At 71.0% G+C, this 17,224-nt stretch carries 16 protein-coding genes; 15 read left to right on the forward strand and 1 reads right to left on the reverse strand.

Annotation, left to right across the window (positions count from 1 at the left end; all coding sequences use genetic code 11):
- The first annotated feature begins 14 nt into the window (after positions 1–14).
- From ABZ795_RS02195 to ABZ795_RS02260, 14 genes are all read left to right on the forward strand, one after another.
- Positions 15–1,088 carry an ABC transporter substrate-binding protein gene (locus tag ABZ795_RS02195; RefSeq protein WP_357528119.1) on the forward strand — a complete coding sequence of 358 codons (1,074 nt, stop codon included), beginning with the start codon at positions 15–17 and terminating at the stop codon, positions 1,086–1,088.
- Entirely contained in the window at positions 1,085–2,812 is a 1,728-nt protein-coding gene (locus ABZ795_RS02200) for a thiamine pyrophosphate-dependent enzyme (RefSeq protein WP_357528120.1), read from the forward strand. Before ABZ795_RS02195 ends, ABZ795_RS02200 begins: the two co-directional genes overlap by 4 nt.
- Positions 2,805–4,229: an aldehyde dehydrogenase family protein gene (locus ABZ795_RS02205; RefSeq protein WP_357528122.1), complete on the forward strand. Its 1,425-nt coding sequence runs from the start codon at positions 2,805–2,807 to the stop codon at positions 4,227–4,229. The genes ABZ795_RS02200 and ABZ795_RS02205 overlap by 8 nt, the downstream gene beginning before the upstream one ends.
- The gene (locus ABZ795_RS02210) at positions 4,216–5,472 is read left to right on the forward strand and encodes an MFS transporter (protein ID WP_357528123.1); all 1,257 of its coding nucleotides are present in this window, start codon (positions 4,216–4,218) and stop codon (positions 5,470–5,472) included. The genes ABZ795_RS02205 and ABZ795_RS02210 overlap by 14 nt, the downstream gene beginning before the upstream one ends.
- Before the next feature lie 97 nt (positions 5,473–5,569).
- Complete coding sequence (locus ABZ795_RS02215; protein ID WP_327025926.1) at positions 5,570–6,769, forward strand: CoA transferase; 1,200 nt, start codon at positions 5,570–5,572, stop codon at positions 6,767–6,769.
- Positions 6,770–6,796: 27 nt separating this feature from the next.
- Positions 6,797–7,660 carry a cyclase family protein gene (locus tag ABZ795_RS02220; protein ID WP_327025925.1) on the forward strand — a complete coding sequence of 288 codons (864 nt, stop codon included), beginning with the start codon at positions 6,797–6,799 and terminating at the stop codon, positions 7,658–7,660.
- Entirely contained in the window at positions 7,653–9,077 is a 1,425-nt protein-coding gene (locus ABZ795_RS02225; protein ID WP_327025924.1) for an MmgE/PrpD family protein, read from the forward strand. Before ABZ795_RS02220 ends, ABZ795_RS02225 begins: the two co-directional genes overlap by 8 nt.
- A gap of 58 nt (positions 9,078–9,135) precedes the next feature.
- Positions 9,136–10,581 (forward strand): dihydroorotase family protein, encoded by a 1,446-nt coding sequence (locus tag ABZ795_RS02230; RefSeq protein ID WP_357528125.1) that lies wholly within the window; start codon positions 9,136–9,138, stop codon positions 10,579–10,581.
- Complete coding sequence (locus tag ABZ795_RS02235; protein WP_357528127.1) at positions 10,578–11,453, forward strand: CoA ester lyase; 876 nt, start codon at positions 10,578–10,580, stop codon at positions 11,451–11,453. Before ABZ795_RS02230 ends, ABZ795_RS02235 begins: the two co-directional genes overlap by 4 nt.
- 110 nt (positions 11,454–11,563) lie before the next feature.
- On the forward strand, positions 11,564–12,430 hold the full coding sequence (locus ABZ795_RS02240; RefSeq protein ID WP_357528128.1) for an FAD:protein FMN transferase: 867 nt from the start codon (positions 11,564–11,566) through the stop codon (positions 12,428–12,430).
- Complete coding sequence (locus ABZ795_RS02245) at positions 12,427–12,945, forward strand: flavin reductase family protein (protein WP_357528129.1); 519 nt, start codon at positions 12,427–12,429, stop codon at positions 12,943–12,945. The genes ABZ795_RS02240 and ABZ795_RS02245 overlap by 4 nt, the downstream gene beginning before the upstream one ends.
- Positions 12,946–12,965: 20 nt before the next feature.
- Positions 12,966–13,811 carry an alpha/beta fold hydrolase gene (locus ABZ795_RS02250; protein ID WP_357528131.1) on the forward strand — a complete coding sequence of 282 codons (846 nt, stop codon included), beginning with the start codon at positions 12,966–12,968 and terminating at the stop codon, positions 13,809–13,811.
- Complete coding sequence (locus ABZ795_RS02255; protein ID WP_357528132.1) at positions 13,808–14,554, forward strand: alpha/beta hydrolase; 747 nt, start codon at positions 13,808–13,810, stop codon at positions 14,552–14,554. The genes ABZ795_RS02250 and ABZ795_RS02255 overlap by 4 nt, the downstream gene beginning before the upstream one ends.
- Positions 14,551–15,762: an LLM class flavin-dependent oxidoreductase gene (locus tag ABZ795_RS02260; protein WP_357528134.1), complete on the forward strand. Its 1,212-nt coding sequence runs from the start codon at positions 14,551–14,553 to the stop codon at positions 15,760–15,762. Before ABZ795_RS02255 ends, ABZ795_RS02260 begins: the two co-directional genes overlap by 4 nt.
- Positions 15,763–15,769: 7 nt before the next feature.
- Here ABZ795_RS02260 and ABZ795_RS02265 read toward each other — a convergent pair whose 3' ends face one another.
- Positions 15,770–16,522, reverse strand: a complete 753-nt coding sequence (locus ABZ795_RS02265; protein ID WP_327025916.1) for an FCD domain-containing protein — start codon at positions 16,520–16,522, stop codon at positions 15,770–15,772.
- Between the two features lie 184 nt (positions 16,523–16,706).
- On the opposite strand from ABZ795_RS02265, the gene ABZ795_RS02270 reads away from it, so the two are divergent.
- Positions 16,707–17,108, forward strand: a complete 402-nt coding sequence (locus ABZ795_RS02270) for a hypothetical protein (protein WP_357528135.1) — start codon at positions 16,707–16,709, stop codon at positions 17,106–17,108.
- Positions 17,109–17,224 lie beyond the last annotated feature (116 nt).

Below are 17,224 nucleotides of genomic sequence, written 5' to 3' on the forward strand. Positions count from 1 at the left end.
ACTGGGAGCTTCTCGTGAAAAATGACCGTTCCATCGGCGCGCCGGTCTCGCGGCGCTCGTTCCTCCGCGCCGGCGCCACCGCAGGGCTGTTGCTGCCCAGCGCCGGTGGCATGACCCTGCTGCTCAGCGGTTGCGGCGACGACGGCCCCAAGGTCAACGCCGACGGCAGCCTCTCCGGCACGTACATGGCCGCGTCCAGCCTGACGCTGAGCTACGTGGAGACCATGGTCGCCAAGGAGCGCGGCTACTTCGCCGAGTACGGCCTGGACCTGGAGATCAAGGGTGGCCAGGGCACCGCCACCGCCATCCAGGCGGTGCTCGGTGGCTCGGCCGACCTGACCCGGGCCAACGGCATCAACGCGGTCATCGCGGTGGCCAACGAGCAGGCGCCGCTGGTCAGCATCGCCAGCCTGCGGCAGAAGTCGCAGTTCGAGGTCGTCTCCATGCCGGACAAGGCGATCCGCAACCCGGCCCAGCTGGCCGGACGCACCTGCGGCATCGTCTCCACCGGTGGCGCCACCGAGAACCTGCTCGACGTCATGCTGATCAACGCCGGGGTGGACCCCAAGACGGTGAAGCGTCCGGTCACCGGTGTCGGCACGGCCGCGTACGAGCTGGCCCGCAAGGGCGAGATCGACGCCTGGGTCTGCGTCAACACCGACCGGGCCACCATCCAGAAGGACATCGGCGAGGTCGCCTTCTTCAGCACCGACGAGTTCGCCCCGATGCCGTCGGACTCGTACAACACCAGCCTGAAGATGATCGAGTCGGACAGCGACATGCCGGTGAAGTTCCTCGCCGGGGTACTCAAGGCCATCGAGTACGCCAGCAAGGAGGAGAACTGGGACCAGGTCATCGCCGACCTACGTAAGTACAACCCGGAGGCCAACCCGGAGCAGGCCCGCGCCGAGCTGCCCCTGCTGGTGGAGAGCTGGCTGGCCGCCGGCCCGGACAAGGCCCTGCAGATGAACGAGCAGACCTGGCTGTCCGGCCAGGAGAGCCTGATCAAGGCCGGTCTGGTCAAGTCCGCAGCTCCCATCGAGAAGCTGATCTACAAGGACTACCTCGATCGCGCGAGGAACCTGTGACCGGCGGCCCGGCCGCCGCCAGCGCCGCAGCCGCGGTGCTGGCGGCGGCTTCGGCCAGCGGTGTTCAGCGGCTGTGGTTCAACAGCGGCTCCGAGTTGACCTCCTTCCAGGAGGCCAACGCCCAGGCCCGCCACCAGGGGGAGCCGACCCCGGAGCTCATCACCTGCCCGCACGAGCATGTAGCGCTGACCGCCGCGATGGGCGAGACCATGGTCTCCGGCCGACCGGCCATGACCGTGGCCCACGCCGACCTGGGGCTGCTGCACCACGGCGGCGCCATCCACAACGCGATGTGGGGTGACCACCCCATCATGATCATGTCGGGTTATCCGCCCACCCGGGCGGAGTCCCGCACCTCACCGGTGTTCTGGAAGCAGCAACGCTGGGACCAGGGCTCGATCGTTCGGCAGTACGTCAAGTGGGACTACAAGCTGTCCCCCCTGGACGACGCCGGCCTGGTGGTGGCGCGCGGCCTGCAGGTCGCGCTGGCACCCCGGCGCGGCCCCGTCTACCTGGCGATGCCGGAGGAGGTGGGCCGGTACCCGCAGGCCGGTGACCGACCCGTTCCCAGCGCCCAGATGCTCGGCATCCCGGTCCTCGGACCGGGTGACCCCGGGGTGGTCAGCGAGGTGGCCCGCCGCCTGACGACCGCCCGGCGGCCGGTCATCGTCACCGACCGGGTGGGGGTGAACCCGCAGGCCGTGGCCCTGCTGGCCGAACTGGCCGACACCCTCGGTGTGCAGGTCCGCGCCTCCCGGTACCGGATGAACCTGCCGGACGACAGCCGGTGGCACTGCGCCGATCCGCTGGACCAGTTCGACGTCATCATCGTGCTGGACCACCCGGTGCCGTGGATGCCCGCGCTGGAGAAGCCGCGCGACGACGCCTGGATCGGCTGGGTGGGCCCCGACCCGATCGAGAGCCGGGTACCGCTCTACGAACTGCGCGCCGACGCCCGTACCACGGCCGATCCGGCGGCCTTCCTGGCCGCGGTGCTGGCCGAGGTGGGCTCGGCCGGACCGGGTGACGCCGACGCCGTACGCCGGCGCCGGGACGCCGCCCCGGCCGGTCGCCGCACCGACGATCCGGCACCCGCCACCGGGGTACCCACCCCGGCCCTGATCGCCGCGGCCCTGGACCGGCACCTGAGCCCGGACGACCTGCTGACCTGGGAGGTGTTCGACACCACCAGGATCCGCCGCACCCGACCGGGCACCCTGTTCGAGAAGGGCGGGTCCAGCCTCGGCTGGGCGGTGGCGGCGGCGACCGGCGCCAGCATCGCCGCCGGTGGCGCCCACGCGGTGGCGGTCACCGGGGACGGTTCGTACCTGTTCGGTTCCCCGGACTCCTGCCTGTGGCTGCAGCAGCAGTGCGACGCCCCGGTGGTCACCGTGGTGGTCAACAACGGCGGGTACCGCACCGGCACCACCACCCTGGCCGCCCACTACCCGGACGGCCTGGCGGTCAACGAGCCCACCGTGCGGGGCGGTCACCTCACCCCCTCGCCGGACTTCGCGGCGCACGCCCGATCCCAGGGTTGCTACGGGGAACGGGTGGTCGCCGCGGCCGACCTGGCCGCCGCCCTGGACCGGGCCCGTACCGCCGTGCAGCGGGACCGGGTGCCGGCCGTGCTGGACGTCTGGGTGCCCGAACATCTCACCGGGTCGATGGACCCGCGACGCCGGGCGCGTACCCCGGCCGAGGAAGGAAACACCGATGGCTGAAGTCGTCTCGCCCATCGACGCCCAGGTCCTGGCCAGCGTCGCTCCCACCTCCCCGGCGCAGGTGGACGCCGCCGTCCGGGCGGCCCGCGCCGCTCAGCCCGCCTGGGCCCGGCGTACCGGCAGTGACCGGGCCCGGGTGCTGCACCGCATCGCCGACCTCATCGAGGCCCAGATCGACGACCTGGCCGCGACCGAGACCCGCAACACCGGCAAGATCCTCAGCGACACCCGGCGCGAGGTGCGCCGGGCGGCCGGCAGCTTCCGCTACTACGCCGGCTGGGCGGAGCAGGTACGCGGTGAGACCATCCCGGTCGGACCGGAGTACCACACCTACACGGTGCCGGAGCCGCACGGCGTGGTCGCCGGGGTCATCCCGTGGAACGTGCCGTTCTTCTTCGCCGCCAAGAAGATCGCCCCGGCGTTGGCCTTCGGCAACGCCTGCCTGCTCAAGCCGGCCGAGGAGACCCCCCTGACCGCCCTGGCGCTGGGTGATCTGCTGGTCGAGGCGGGCATCCCGGAAGGGCTGGCGCAGGTGCTGCCGGGCGGCCGGGAGACCGGCGCGGCCCTGGTGTCGCATCCGGACGTGGACCTGATCGTGTTCACCGGGCACCACGACACCGGCAAGGCGATCGCCCGCGCGGCGGCGGACAACCTGACCCCGATCGCGTTGGAGTTGGGCGGCAAGTCGCCGCAGGTCATCTTCCCCGACGCCGACCTGGACCGGGCGGTCGAGGCCGTGGTGCTGGGGGTATTCGCCTCCTGCGGTCAGATGTGCATCGCCGGTTCCCGGCTGGTGCTGCACGAGTCCATCTACGACGAGGTCCTCGACCGGGTGGCCGCCCGGGTGCGGACCCTGCGGGTGGGTGACCCCTTCGACGCCCAGACCGACCTGGGTCCGCAGATCACCGCGGCGCAGCGGGACAAGACGGCCGCCTTCATCGCCGAGACCCGTTCGGCCGGCCGGATGGTGGCCCAGGCCGCCCTGCCGGAGGATGAGCGGCTGCGCAACGGCTTCTTCGTACCGCCGACGGTCTTCGACCGGCTCGACGAGGGTGCCCGGGTGCTGCGCGAGGAGGTCTTCGGGCCGGTGCTGGCGGTGTCGTCGTTCCGCGACGACGCCGAGGCCCTGCGGTTGGCCGACGACACCCAGTTCGGTCTGGCCGCCGGGGTGTGGACCGCCGACATCGCCCGGGCCCACCGGTTCGCCGGGCAGGTCCGCGCCGGCACGGTGTGGATCAACACCTACCGGGTGCTGTCGGACCTGGTGCCCTTCGGTGGCATCGGCCTGTCCGGCTACGGCCGGGAGAACGGCACCGAGGCGGCCCGGCTCTACCTGCGCCCGAAGTCCGTGTGGACCTCCCTGGCCAGCGGCATCCCCCAGGGGTACGGCATGGGAGGCGCGGGTGCGGCAGGCTGATCGCCCGGCCGATCCGCCGGCCGACAGGCCAGCCGAAGATGAGGGACGTGGCGGTCTCGCGTTGCTGCGGGACCGCCGCTTCGGTCCGTACTTCTTCGGGTCACTGGCGTCCAACACCGGTACCTGGTTCCAGAACGTCGCGGCGATCCTGACCATCTTCGCGATGACCCGCTCGGCGTTCATGGTGGGTCTGGTGACCGCCCTGCAGTTCGCCATGCAGCTGGTCCTCGCCCCGGTGATCGGGGCGGTGGCCGACCGCGCCGACCGGCGGGTGCTGATCATCGTAGGGCAGACCCTGGGTGGTGGCGCCGCCGCGGTACTGGCGTTGCTGGCCTTCCTGGACGCCCTGAACCCGTGGCTGCTGCTGACCTTCGTCGGACTGTCCGGGGTGGGGCAGGCGGTCACCGGCCCGGCCGCGCAGGCGCTGGTACCCAACATCGTCGGTCGTGCCGACGTACCCCAGGCCATCGCCCTGCACTCGTTGACCTTCAACCTGTCCCGGGCCATCGGTCCGGTGGCCGGAGCGGCCACCTACGCGCTGGCCGGGGCCGGTACGGCGTTCGCCGTCAACGCCGCCAGTTTCCTGGTGTTCGCCGCGGCGTTGAGTCGCGTACGGCTGCCCCGGCCCGCCGCGGGCGCCCGTCCGCGGGGGCGGTTGGGGGTCCTGGGCGGTCTGACCTATGTGCGGGGCCGTCCCGAACTGCTGCGCTGCCTGGTGGCGGTGGCCCTGATCGGGTTGGCGATGGAGCCGATCAACACCCTGTCGCCCCTGTTCGCCGAGGGGTTCGGTGGCGGGGAGCTGCTGGTCGGTGTCTTCATCACCTTCTTCGGCATCGGTTCGGCGTTGATCGCCGGCTGGGTCGGGCGGCTGCGCCGCACGATGGGCAGTGGCCGCACCGGGGCCGTGGGGGTGTTCGCCCTGGGCGCCGGGATGGTGCTGCTGGCGGTCAGTCCCGGCCCGGTGATGGCCACGGCCGGCATCGCCCTCGGCGGAGCCGGCTATCTGCTGGCCGTCAGCGATGTCAACGCCACCATGCAGCACGGCCTGGCCGACGAGGTACGCGGTCGGGTGATGGCCCTGTGGTCGATGTGCTTCCTCGGCATCCGGCCGGGGGCGGCGATGCTGCACGGCTGGCTGGGGGACACCTTCTCGGCCCGTACCGGGGCGTTCGTCGCCGCCGTGGCGGCGATCGCGGCCGCGGTGGTGCTGCGGCCCCGGCTGACCAGGCATCCGCCGAGGTGAGGGGCTTGTTTGCGTTGACCCCGTACCTGATCACGGACTATTCTGCTGAGCGAAACACCGTTCGCTTGAACCGAACGAAATGGATAGGGGAGGCCCAGTGCACGACGGACCGCTGACCGGACTCCGCGTCATCGACGCCTCGACGATCCTGGCCGGCCCGCTGTGCTGCCAGATCCTCGGTGACTTCGGTGCCGACGTCATCAAAGTCGAACACCCCGTCGCCGGCGACAGCATGCGCGGCCACGGCCACGCCAAGGACGGCGTACCGCTGTGGTGGAAGGAGATCTCCCGCAACAAGCGGACGATCGGCCTGAAGCTGTCCACTCCGGAGGGCGCCGAGCTGCTGCGCCGCCTGGCCACCACCGCCGACGTGCTGGTGGAGAACTTCCGCCCCGGCACCCTGGAACGGTGGGGGATCAGCCCGGAACAGCTCTGGGAGCTCAACCCCGGCCTGGTCATCGTCCGCATCTCCGGCTTCGGCCAGCAGGGCCCCTACGCGCACCGGCCCGGCTTCGGCACCCTCGCCGAGGCGATGAGCGGCTTCGCCCACCTGACCGGCGACGCCGACGGCCCGCCGACCCTGCCGGCGTTCGGCCTGGCCGACAGCATCTGCGGCATCGCCGCCTCCTCGGCCACCATGGTGGCGCTGTGGGCCCGCACCCGCAACGGCGGCAAGGGTCAGATCGTCGACCTGAGCCTCCTGGAGCCGATCATGACGGCGGTCGGACCCGGCCCCACCGTCTACGACCAGCTCGGCGTCATCGGCCACCGGCACGGCAACCGGTCCACCAACAACTCCCCCCGCAACACCTACCGCACCAAGGACGGCGACTGGGTGGCGGTGTCCACCAGCGCCCAGACCATCGCCGAACGGGTACTGCGGCTCGTCGGGCACCCCGAGGTCATCGACGAACCCTGGTTCGCCTCCGGACGTGAGCGGGCCGCCCGCGCCGACCTGCTCGACGAGTACGTGGGCGGCTGGATCGCCGAACGGACCCGCGACGAGGTCATGCGCGCCTTCGAAGAGGCCGGCGCTGCCGTCGCCCCCGTCTACAACGCCCGCGACATCGTCACCGACGAACACGTCCAGGCCGCCGAGATGCTGGTCAAGGTCCCCGACTCCGACCTCGGTGAGGTCCTGATGCACAACGTCATGTGGCGGATGTCGGAGAACCCCGGCCGGATCCGCTTCACCGGCCGCCCGCTCGGCGCCGACACCGACGACCTCCTCGTCAACGAACTCGGCTGCACCCCCGAGGCCATCGCCGAGCTGCGCGCCCGGCAGATCGTGGCCTGACGGCCGCCCCACAAGGTAAGGATTGCCGTGACCACTTCGAGCACCACCCTCACCGGCGCCACCGGCGCGACGCGGGCCCTGCTGGCCGCCGTCGACGCCGGAGTGCGGACCTACGACCTGGGTCGCCGGCTGACCATCGGCATGCCACAGTCGCCGAACCACCCGCCGTTCTGGCACGCCCTGCCCCGTCGTCACGGCGACAACGTGCGCGCCGACGGCGGTTCCGCCGCCAACGACATCATCACCATGGGCACCCACGTCGGCACCCACATCGACGCCTTCGCCCACGTCTCCCAGGACGGCCGGCTGGTCGACGGCTCCGACGCCGCCGTCGCCGGCCGCGGCGGACGCTTCGCCGAGCTGGGCGCGCACACCATCGCCCCGATGGTTCGCCGCGGTGTCCTGCTCGACGTCCCGGCCGCCCTGGGTCAGCCCGAGGGCTGCCCGGCCGGCTACGAGATCACCCCCGAGGACCTGGCGGCCACGGCGCAACGGCAGGGCACCCCGATCCGCCCCGGTGACGTGGTGCTGATCCGCAGCGGCTGGGGACGGTTGTTCGACCACGAGGACCGCACCCGCTACGTCGGCCACTCCAGCGGGGTGCCCGGGGTCGGCGAGGCCGGCGCCACCTGGCTGGCCGACGCCGGGATCCACGCCGCCGGCGCCGACACCATCGCCTTCGAGTGCCTGCGACCGGGCGCCGGACACAGCGTCCTGCCCGCCCACCGGGTGCTGCTGGTCGAACGCGGCGTCTACATCATCGAGACGATGGCGCTGGAGGAACTGGCCGCCGACGGCGTCCACGAGTTCCTGTTCATGCTCTCGCCGCTGGCCATCTTCGGCGCCACCGGCTCCCCGGTGCGCCCCCTGGCGGTGATCGCCAATGACTGAGCAGACCCTGGCCCGGCAACTCGCCGCCTTCGCCGCCGCCACCCGCGCCACCGAGCTGCCCGACCGGCTCGCCGCCAGCGTGCGCCAGCGGATCCTCGACATCCTCGGGCTGTGCGTGGCCGCGCACCGGCTGCCCACCAGCCACGCCGCCCTGGACTACGTCGCCGACCTGGGTGGACGCGCCCAGGCCCATGTCGTCGGGTTGCCCGACCGGGTCCCCGCCGCCCAGGCCGCCTTCGGTAACGGGGTGCTGGCCCACTCCCTGGACTACGACGACACCCACCTGCCCTCGGTGCTGCACCCCAGCGCCGCCGTGGTCCCGGCCGCCCTGGCCGCCGCCCAGGCCGCCGGCGCCGACGGCGCCGCCCTGACCAAGGCGGTCGCGGTCGGCATCGAGGTCACCGTACGGCTGGGCATGGCCGGTTTCGACCCGGTCCTGAACAACTCGGTGTTCTTCGAACACGGCCAGCACGCGACCTCCATCTGCGGTGCGATGGGTGGTGCGGTCGCCGCCGGCATGCTGCTCGGACTCGACTCAGACCAGCTCACCGACGTGCTCGGGGTGACCGCCTCGATGGCCGCCGGGCTGATCGAGGCCAACCGCACCGGCGGCACGGTCAAGCGGCTGCACTGCGGCTGGGCCGCGCACAGCGCCGTCACCGCCGCCGACTTGGTCCGCCGCGGCTTCACCGGGCCACCCACCGTGCTGGAGGGCCGGTTCGGTTTCTACACCGCCTTCCTGCGCGGGGAAGCCGACTACGACCAGATCACCGACGGACTCGGCGAACGCTGGTCGGTGCCGGACATCTTCTTCAAGCCGTACCCGGCCAACCACTTCACCCACGCGGGCATCGACGCCGGCCTGGCCCTGCGGGCCCAGGGTGTGCCGCTGGACCGGATCACCGCCATCGAACTGCGGGTACCCGCTGCGGTGATCCGCACCATCGGGGAACCGATCGCCACCAAGCGGACCCCCGAGACCGGCTACCAGGCACAGTTCAGCGGCCCGTACACCGTCGTCGCCGGACTGCTCGGCGGCGGTGGACTCGGTCTCGGCCTGGGCGACTTCACCGACGAGCTGGCCCGTGACCCGCAGCGCCGGGCCCTGATGGCCCTCGTCGAGGTGGTCCCCGACGACGAGTGCGACAAGATCTTCCCGTACCAGTTCCCGGCCATCGTCACCGTACGCACCGACGACGGCCGCACCTGGCGCGAGGAGGTGCTGGCCAACCGCGGCGGCCCGCAGCGACCGCTGTCCGACGCCGAACTGGCCATGAAGTTCCGGGACAACGTCGCCGGACGGCTCTCCCCGGAAACCGCCGACCAGGTGGTCTCCACCGTGCTCGGCCTCAACGAGGTCAACGACGTCAGCGACCTGCTGCGTCCCCTGACCCGCCTGCGTCCCGACGCCGACTGACAACGGCCCCGCTGCCCGCCAACCTCAGGAGCACATCGTGGAACCCTTCGATCTCGTAGTGACAAACGTCAGAGTGGTGCGGCACGACCAGCCCGAGCCGGCGGCGCTGGACATCGGTGTCCGCGACGGCCGGATCGCCGCCCTCGCGCCGCAGCTCGACACCACCGGCGCGAAGAGCGTCGTCGACGCCGGCGGCAAGCTCGCCTTCCCGGGGGTCGTCGACGCCCACCAGCACTGGGGCATCTACCACCCCCTCGCCGAGGACGCCGCCACCGAGAGCCGCGCCTGCGCGCAGGGCGGTGTCACCTCCGCGATCAACTACATCCGTACCGGGCAGTACTACCTCAACCGCGGCGGACCGTACCGCGAGTTCTTCCCCGAGGTGCACCGCGCCACCGACCAGAAGTCGTATGTCGACTTCGCCTTCCACGTGGCCCCGATGACCACCGAACACATCGACGAGATCCCCGAGCTGATCCGCGACCACGGCGTCACCTCGTTCAAGATCTTCATGTTCTACGGTGGTCACGGGCTGCACGGCCGCTCGGCCGACCAGAGTTCCTTCCTGATGATCCCGCCGGACGCCCGGTACGACTACGCCCACTTCGAGTTCGTGATGCGCGGGGTGCAGGCCGCCCGGGAGCAGTTCCCCGAGCTGGCCGACGAGATCTCCCTGTCCCTGCACTGCGAGACCGCGGAGATCATGCGGGCGTACACCCGGCTGGTCGAGGAGGACGGCAGCCTCAAGGGACTGGCCGCCTACAGCGCCTCCCGGCCCCCGCACTCCGAGGGCCTGGCGGTCACCATCGCCGCCTACCTGGCCCACGAGACCGGCCTGCCCACCATCAACCTGCTGCACCTGACCTCGGCCAAGGCGGTCGACGCGGCGCTGCGGATGGCCAAGGCCTTCCCGCACGTCGACTTCCGCCGCGAGGTCACCGTCGGTCACCTGCTGGCCGACATCGACACCGCCTACGGCCTCGGCGGCAAGGTCAACCCGCCGCTTCGTCCCCGCGAGGACGTCGAGGCCCTGTGGGGTCACCTGCTCGACGGCACCATCGACTGGGTGGTCAGCGACCACGCCTGCTGCAAGGCCGAGGTCAAGTTCGGTGAGCCGAAGGACGACATCTTCGTCGCCAAGTCCGGCTTCGGTGGCGCGGAGTACCTGCTGCCCGGCCTGATCAGCGAAGGCGTCAAGCGGGGCCTGTCCTACGGTCGGGTCGCCGAGCTGACCTCGTGGGCTCCCGCCCGCCGGTTCGGCCTGGCCACCAAGGGCGCCATCGCCGAAGGGCTGGACGCCGACTTCTGCCTCGTCGATGCGAACCACACCTGGACGGTGCGGGCGCAGGACTCGCTGTCGACCCAGGAGTACACCCCGTTCGAGGGCATGGAGCTGACCGCCAAGGTCACCGACACCTTCCTGCGCGGTGAGCAGATCCTGCGCGCCGGCAATGTGGTCGGCCAGCCCCGCGGCCGCTACCTGGCCCGGCCGACCCGGCCGTGACCGCCCTGGGACCCACCCCGGCCGCCGCCCGCAGCTACCTGTACGTGCCGGCGGACCAGCCGGACAAGCTGGCCCGGGCCGCGGCCCGGGGGGCCGACGCCTGCATCCTCGACCTCGAAGACGCGGTCGCGGCGACGCACAAGGCCGAGGCCCGCAAGGCCCTGGGCGGGTACCTCACCGACCCGGCCCAGGGCCCCCAGTGGTGGGTACGCATCAACGCCGACACCCCGGCCGCCGACATCGCCGCGGTGGCCGGGCCGCACCTGACCGGTGTGGTCGTACCGAAGGCCGACGTCGAGTCGGTGATCGAGGTGCACCGGCTGCTCGGCGAGGCCGAACGGCAGCACGACCTGCCGGCCGGTCACCTGGCGGTGTTCGCCCTGCTGGAGACGGCAGAAGGGGTCCTGCGCGCCGAGGCCGTGGCCGCCGCCCCCCGGGTGGTGCGCCTCGGCCTCGGCGAGGCCGACCTGGCCGCCGAGCTGTGTCTGCAACCCGGCCCGGACAAGATGGAACTGTGGCCGCTGCGTTCCCGGGTCGTGCTGGCCTGCGCGGCGGCCCGGATCGCCCCGCCGGTGGGCCCGACGGAGACCGCCCTGCGGGACCTGGAGCGGCTGGAGGCCACCAGCCGGCTGCTGCTGCGGCAGGGCTACCGCAGTCGCACCGCTATCCATCCCGCCCAGGTGCCCGTGGTCAACCGGGTGTTCTCACCGACGCCCGAGGAGGTCGCCGCGGCCCGGGACATCGTCGACCGGCTGACCGCCGCGGAACGCGACGGCTGCGGGGTGGCGGTCTCCGCCGACGGGCGGATGATCGACGCCGCGGTCGCCCGCAGCGCCCGGGAAGTGCTCGGCCGGGCCGTCACGGGCGACTGAAAGCCCAGGCCAGTCGGCCTGTCGGGCGGGTGAACCGGGTACGGTCAGACCCTTGCCGCTAAAACATCATCATGTTTAGCATGTTAAACCTGGTGGTGAAGGGAGACGGCATGAACCTCGCACCCGCCCGACAGCGACCCACCGTGCAACAGCACACCAGCCAGATGTTCACCTGCACGGTGACCCTGGCCAGCTACGGACCACCGGTCACCCCGTTCACCGAGGTCCAACGACGCCTCCACGCCCTGGACCGCCGCTTCTCCCGCTTCCGCCCCGACAGCGAACTCAGCGGACTCAACGCCGCCGCCGGGCACTGGCACCCCATCTCCGACCAACTGCACGCCATGCTGCGGCACGCCCTCACCGTCGCCACCGCCAGCACCGGCCTGGTCAACATCGCCGTACTGCCGCAACTGCTCGCCGCCGGCTACCGCCGATCCTGGGCCACCGGCACCCCCGCCACCTCTGCGGTGGCCGACCCGGTCGCGGCCGTGCCGCCCCTGGCCGACATCCTGGAACTCCGCGGCCACACCGCCCGCCTGGCCCCCGGCCACAGCCTCGACATCGGCGCCCTCGCCAAAGGCGCCTGGGCCGACGACATCGTCACCTGGCTAGGCCCCAACTCAGCAGCCAGCATCGGGGGAGACGTGGCCTGCCGCGGACCCGGCCCCGACGGCGACGGCTGGCCCGTCGAACTACCCCACGGCGAAACCCTGCACGTGCGCGACGGCGGCGTCGCCACCAGCGGCACCGGCAAACGCCGCTGGGGCACCGACGCCCACCACCTGATCGACCCCCGCACCGGACGCCCCGCCACCTCCGACATCACCCAGGTCACCGTCCACGCCACCACCGGCGCCACCGCCGACTGGGTCGCCTCCGCAGTGGTCATCGGCGGCCGACCGACAGCCCAACACCTCACCCACCGAGCCGACGTACACCACCTCTGGCTCAACCAGACCGGAGCGCCCCGATGACCCACCACACCGGCCCCGACCGCCTCGTCGAAACCGCCCGCTTCCGGGCCGCCTTCCGGCAGGTACCCGCACCGGTGGCGATCATCCTCGTCCCCGGCGGCCCCGCCGGAATCACCGGCCTCACCTGCACCTCCGCCACCTCACTGTCCGGCACACCCCCCATGGCCATGGTCGCCATCGACCGGAAAACCGGCCTGGCACCCCTGGCCGAACAAGCCGGCCGGTTCAGCATCAACTACCTCGCCGCCGACCGCGCCGCCTGGGCACAGGCCTTCGCCACCCGCGGCCGCCACCTCGACGAACTCGCCGCCGCCGTGGTCGCCGGACACACCACAGTGCCCACCCTCGCCACCGGCACCACCGCCGTACTCGAATGCCGCACCACCACCATCCACCCCGGCGGAGACCACCTGATCCTCTGCGGCGAGGTCCTGCACGCCCGCGCCCAGACCGACGCCCCACCCCTGCTCTACCTCGACGGCCGCTACGGCACCTTCCAACCCACCCCCCACTGACCGCACCCGGAGACCGCACCATGACCCCACCACGCCCACACACCATCAACGCCGGCGGATTCACCACCCGCTACTGGGAAGCCACCCCACCCGGACAACCACGAGGCACCGTCGTCCTCATCCACGACGGCGCCTTCGGCGGCGACGCCATCGGCAGCTGGTCTGAGGTCATGCCCCTGCTAGCCCAGCACTACCGGGTCCTCGCACCCGACCTGCTCGGCTACGGCGACACCGACAAAGTCATCTACCTAGACCGCTCGCCGTACTCCTTCCGCACCGCCCACCTCGCCGCCTTCTGCAAAGCCCTGAACGTCGACGCCGCACACTTCGCCGGCCAGTCCTTCGGCGGCTCCCTGCTGCTACGCGCCCTGGCCACCCCCAACCCCGAACTACCCGCCCTGTCCGGGGTCAGCATCTGCGGCACCGGCGGCCCCTGGCGCTCCACCAAAGGCCTCACCGAACTCGGCAACTTCGACGGCACCGAAGACGACATGCGCCGCCTGGTCGGCCTCATGACCGACGACCACCCCGGCTTCGAGGACACCGTCGCCCTGCGCTACGCCAACACCCGCAAACCCGGCCACGTCACCTCCTGCCTGGCCCCCCGGCTGCGCCACCCCAACCTCCCCAAGCCGGAAAACCGCGACGACTGGCCCACCCCACTGCGCGACAGCCCCGTCCCCGTACTCGTCGTCGAAGCCACCCGCGACGACCTGCTCGAACCCGACTGGGGCCACCACTTCGAAAACCTGGCACCCCAGATCCACGTCCACCGCATGGACGCCCGCCACGCACCCAACCTCGACCAACCCGAAGCCGTCGCCGACCTGCTGCTGACCTTCTTCGACCAGGGGAGCACACCATGAGCACCCTGCTGTTCCTCCACGACGCCGACGTACTCCCCGGCCCCGTCGGCGCCCTCAGCCGACTCGCCGACGACCACACCGTCGTCGTACCCCGCCACCCCGGCTTCGGCACCCCCCTGGACACCACCGCCGAAGACTGGGACAGCGTCGCCGACCTGGCCCAACACCACCTCACCGACACCCTCGCCAACCTGCCACCCGGCCCCGTACACCTGGCCGGCGCCGGCTTCGGCGGCTGGATCGCCCTGGAGATGGCGGTACGCGCACCCCACCGCTTCACCTCACTGCTGCTCGTCTCCCCGTACGGCGTCAAACTCTCCGGCCCCACCGAACCCGACTTCGCCGACATCCTCCTGCTCGACCCCACCGAAATCGTCGAACTCGGCTGGGCCGACCCCGCCGCCTGCCACGACCTGCGGATGCCCGGATTCCCCACCGGCCTGACCGACAGCGAATACGAACGAGCCTTCACCGACCGGGCCGCCCTGTCCCGCTACGCCTGGAAACCCTTCCTGCACGACCCACGCCTACGCCGCTGGCTGCACCTGGCCACCATGCCCACCCTGGTCCTCGCCGGCAGCCACAACCGACTCGTACCACCCCGCCACAGCGCCGCCCTGGCCGACCTGCTGCCCGCAGCCCACTTCGTCGAAATCCCCGACGCCGGCCACTACCCGTACCTGGAACGTCCCGACGAGTTCCACCGGATCGTCCGGTCCTTCCTGAACGGAGAGACCCCGTGAGGCTCTACCACTTCACCGAGATGCCCTACCCCTTCGTCTCACCCGAGGCGGAAGAGGCCAACCGGGGACTCAAGTACTTCATGCCCAACCAGTACTACGACCCCAAACTCGGCCACCAGCTCTACCAGCGCTACCTCGACGAGTACGAACTCGCCGACGAACTCGGCTTCGACCTCATGGTCAACGAACACCACCAGTCCGCCTCCACCCTCCAGGTGTCCGCCACCCTCAGCGCCGCCTCCGTACTGCACCGCACCCGACGCGGCCGCGTCCTCGTCCTGGGCACCCCACTACCGCACCGGGAAAGCCCCATCCGCGTCGCCGAGGAGATCGCCTACCTAGACTCCGTCAGCGGCGGACGCATCGACTGCGGCTTCGTCCGCGGCGTCCAAGGCGAAACCTTCCCCTCCAACCAGAACCCCGTCCACAACCTGGACATGTTCATCGAAGCCCACGACCTCATCAAAAAGGCGTGGACCCACGGCGACGTCTTCTCCTGGGAAGGCCGCCACTACCACTACCGCTACGTCAGCGTCTGGCCCCGCCCCTACCAGCAACCCCACCCGCCGATCTGGATCAGCGGCACCTCCACCCGCCTGGTCGAATGGACCGCCCGACACGGCTACACCCTGTGCAACCTGCTCGGCACCTACGAGGACACCGCAACCTCATTCCGGCTCTACCGCCGCACCGCCGTCGCCGACGGCCAACCCGAACCCGGCCCGGACCGCTTCGCCTACATGGCCCTGTGCCACGTGGCCCCCACCGAAGCCAAGGCCCGCGAGATCGGCCGCAAACTCATGTACTACCTCAAGCCCGGCAAACTCCGCCAAGGCGCCGCCAGCCCACCCGGCTACTTCCCACCCGCCGCCGCAGTCGCCGCACTGCGCGGCCGCCTCGGCGCCGTCCGCCGAATGAGCTACGAAGACCTCATCGACGCCGGCATCCTCCTCGTCGGCACCCCCGACCAGGTCACCGCACAAATCCGCCGACTCTACAAAGAGACCGGCGCCGGACACCTCATCCTGATGAACCACGCCGGCGACATGACCAGCAACGAGGTACGCGACCACCTCACCCTGTTCTCCCGCGAGGTCATGCCCGAGGTCTCCACCATCGGCGACGACTGGCGCGACCAGGACACCACCTGGCGCGTCGACCAGGACACCACACCCGTACGCCCCGTACTCTCCAGCGCACTGTCCTGACCCGACCTCACCACCAGCCGACCACCTCGTCGTGCAACCCCGCATAGTCACGATCGAGGTGGTCGGCCAGGGCCAGCATGTGCTCCCGCATCAACCGCTCCGCCAGCGCCCCGTCCCCATCCACGATCGCCGCGGCCACCGCCTGATGCTCACGCCGCACATCCTCCCACCGCTCCGGACGACGCTCCGCCGCCACCACCCGCTCGGTGTAGATCTCCTTCAACCCCCGACCGAACAGATCCAGCACCCCGTTGCCCGACAACCCCGCCACCACACCGTGGAACCGCTGCATGACCGCCAGATAACTGGCCTCGTCACGCTCCTCCAAGGTGCTGTGCTCCCGCATCGACTCGGCCAACTCCCGCAACCGCGCCGCATCCCGACGCTCCGCCGCCAGCCGAGCCATCAACGGCTCCATGACCACCCGGGCCTCGACCAGCTCACCGAACCGGGTCCGCCCCATCTGCAGAAACAACGCCATCGTCCGACCGAAGGTGTGCGGATCCACCGCCCCGACGATCGGCCCACCACCACGACCCGGCCGCACCCGTAGCAGACCGTTGTGCTCCAGAATCCGCAACGCCTCACGCAACGTGCCCCGACTGACCCCGTACGCCTGCAACATCTGCGCCTCGGTCGGCAACGCCGCACCAGGGGAGAGCCCCTGCTCGACGATGTCCTCCAGGATCTGCCGAGCCACCAGCTCACCCATCTTCGCCGCACGCTGACGAAACCGCGGAGTCGGCTGGGTCTCGGACATGACCCGAGTCTACGGGTGCCACGATCTTCGCCCCCGCGCCCTCAAAGCCAGCTCACCCCACCCGAACCCGGCAGGCGAGGGGAGTGGTGAACAACCCCCACCCATCGACGGCATTGCCTGTCCCACACCACGGATGCCACAGTGTGGCGGCGAAACCGACAGCCGGACCGAACAGGTGGGAGCGATGGGCACCATTCACCACGAAGCGAAACTCACGGTGCCGGCCGACGTGGCCTGGGACTTCCTGGACCGCTACACCCGCGCCGAGGTCCACATCTTCTCCGCCTGCGTCAGCGAACGCCGCAAGGACGACCACCGGGTCGTCACCCTCATCGACGGCACCGAACTCTGGGAACGCAACGTCACCGTCGACCCGACCCGCAGACGAGCCGTCTACGCGATACCCGGCTTCCCCGGAGCAGAGCACCACCAGGCCGAAATGCGGATACTCACCGACGACGAAGGCACCGCGACCCTGCTCTGGACCACCGACCTCCTGCCGCACGAACTGGCCACCCACCTCACCGACACCTACGCGGTCATGTTCAGCGAACTACTCGCGGCGGTCAACGACCACCGCACATGACTCAATCCGGCGGCATCGGCGGTACCCCACTCGCATCGACCGTCCGACGCCGTCACCCGGTACCGACCGCCGTCCAACGGCTCAACCCAGGGACAATCATCGCGGTACGGGGAGCC

The sequence above is a fragment of the Micromonospora sp. NPDC047134 genome, from assembly GCF_040643455.1.
In the GTDB taxonomy this organism is placed as follows: Bacteria; Actinomycetota; Actinomycetes; order Mycobacteriales; family Micromonosporaceae; genus Micromonospora.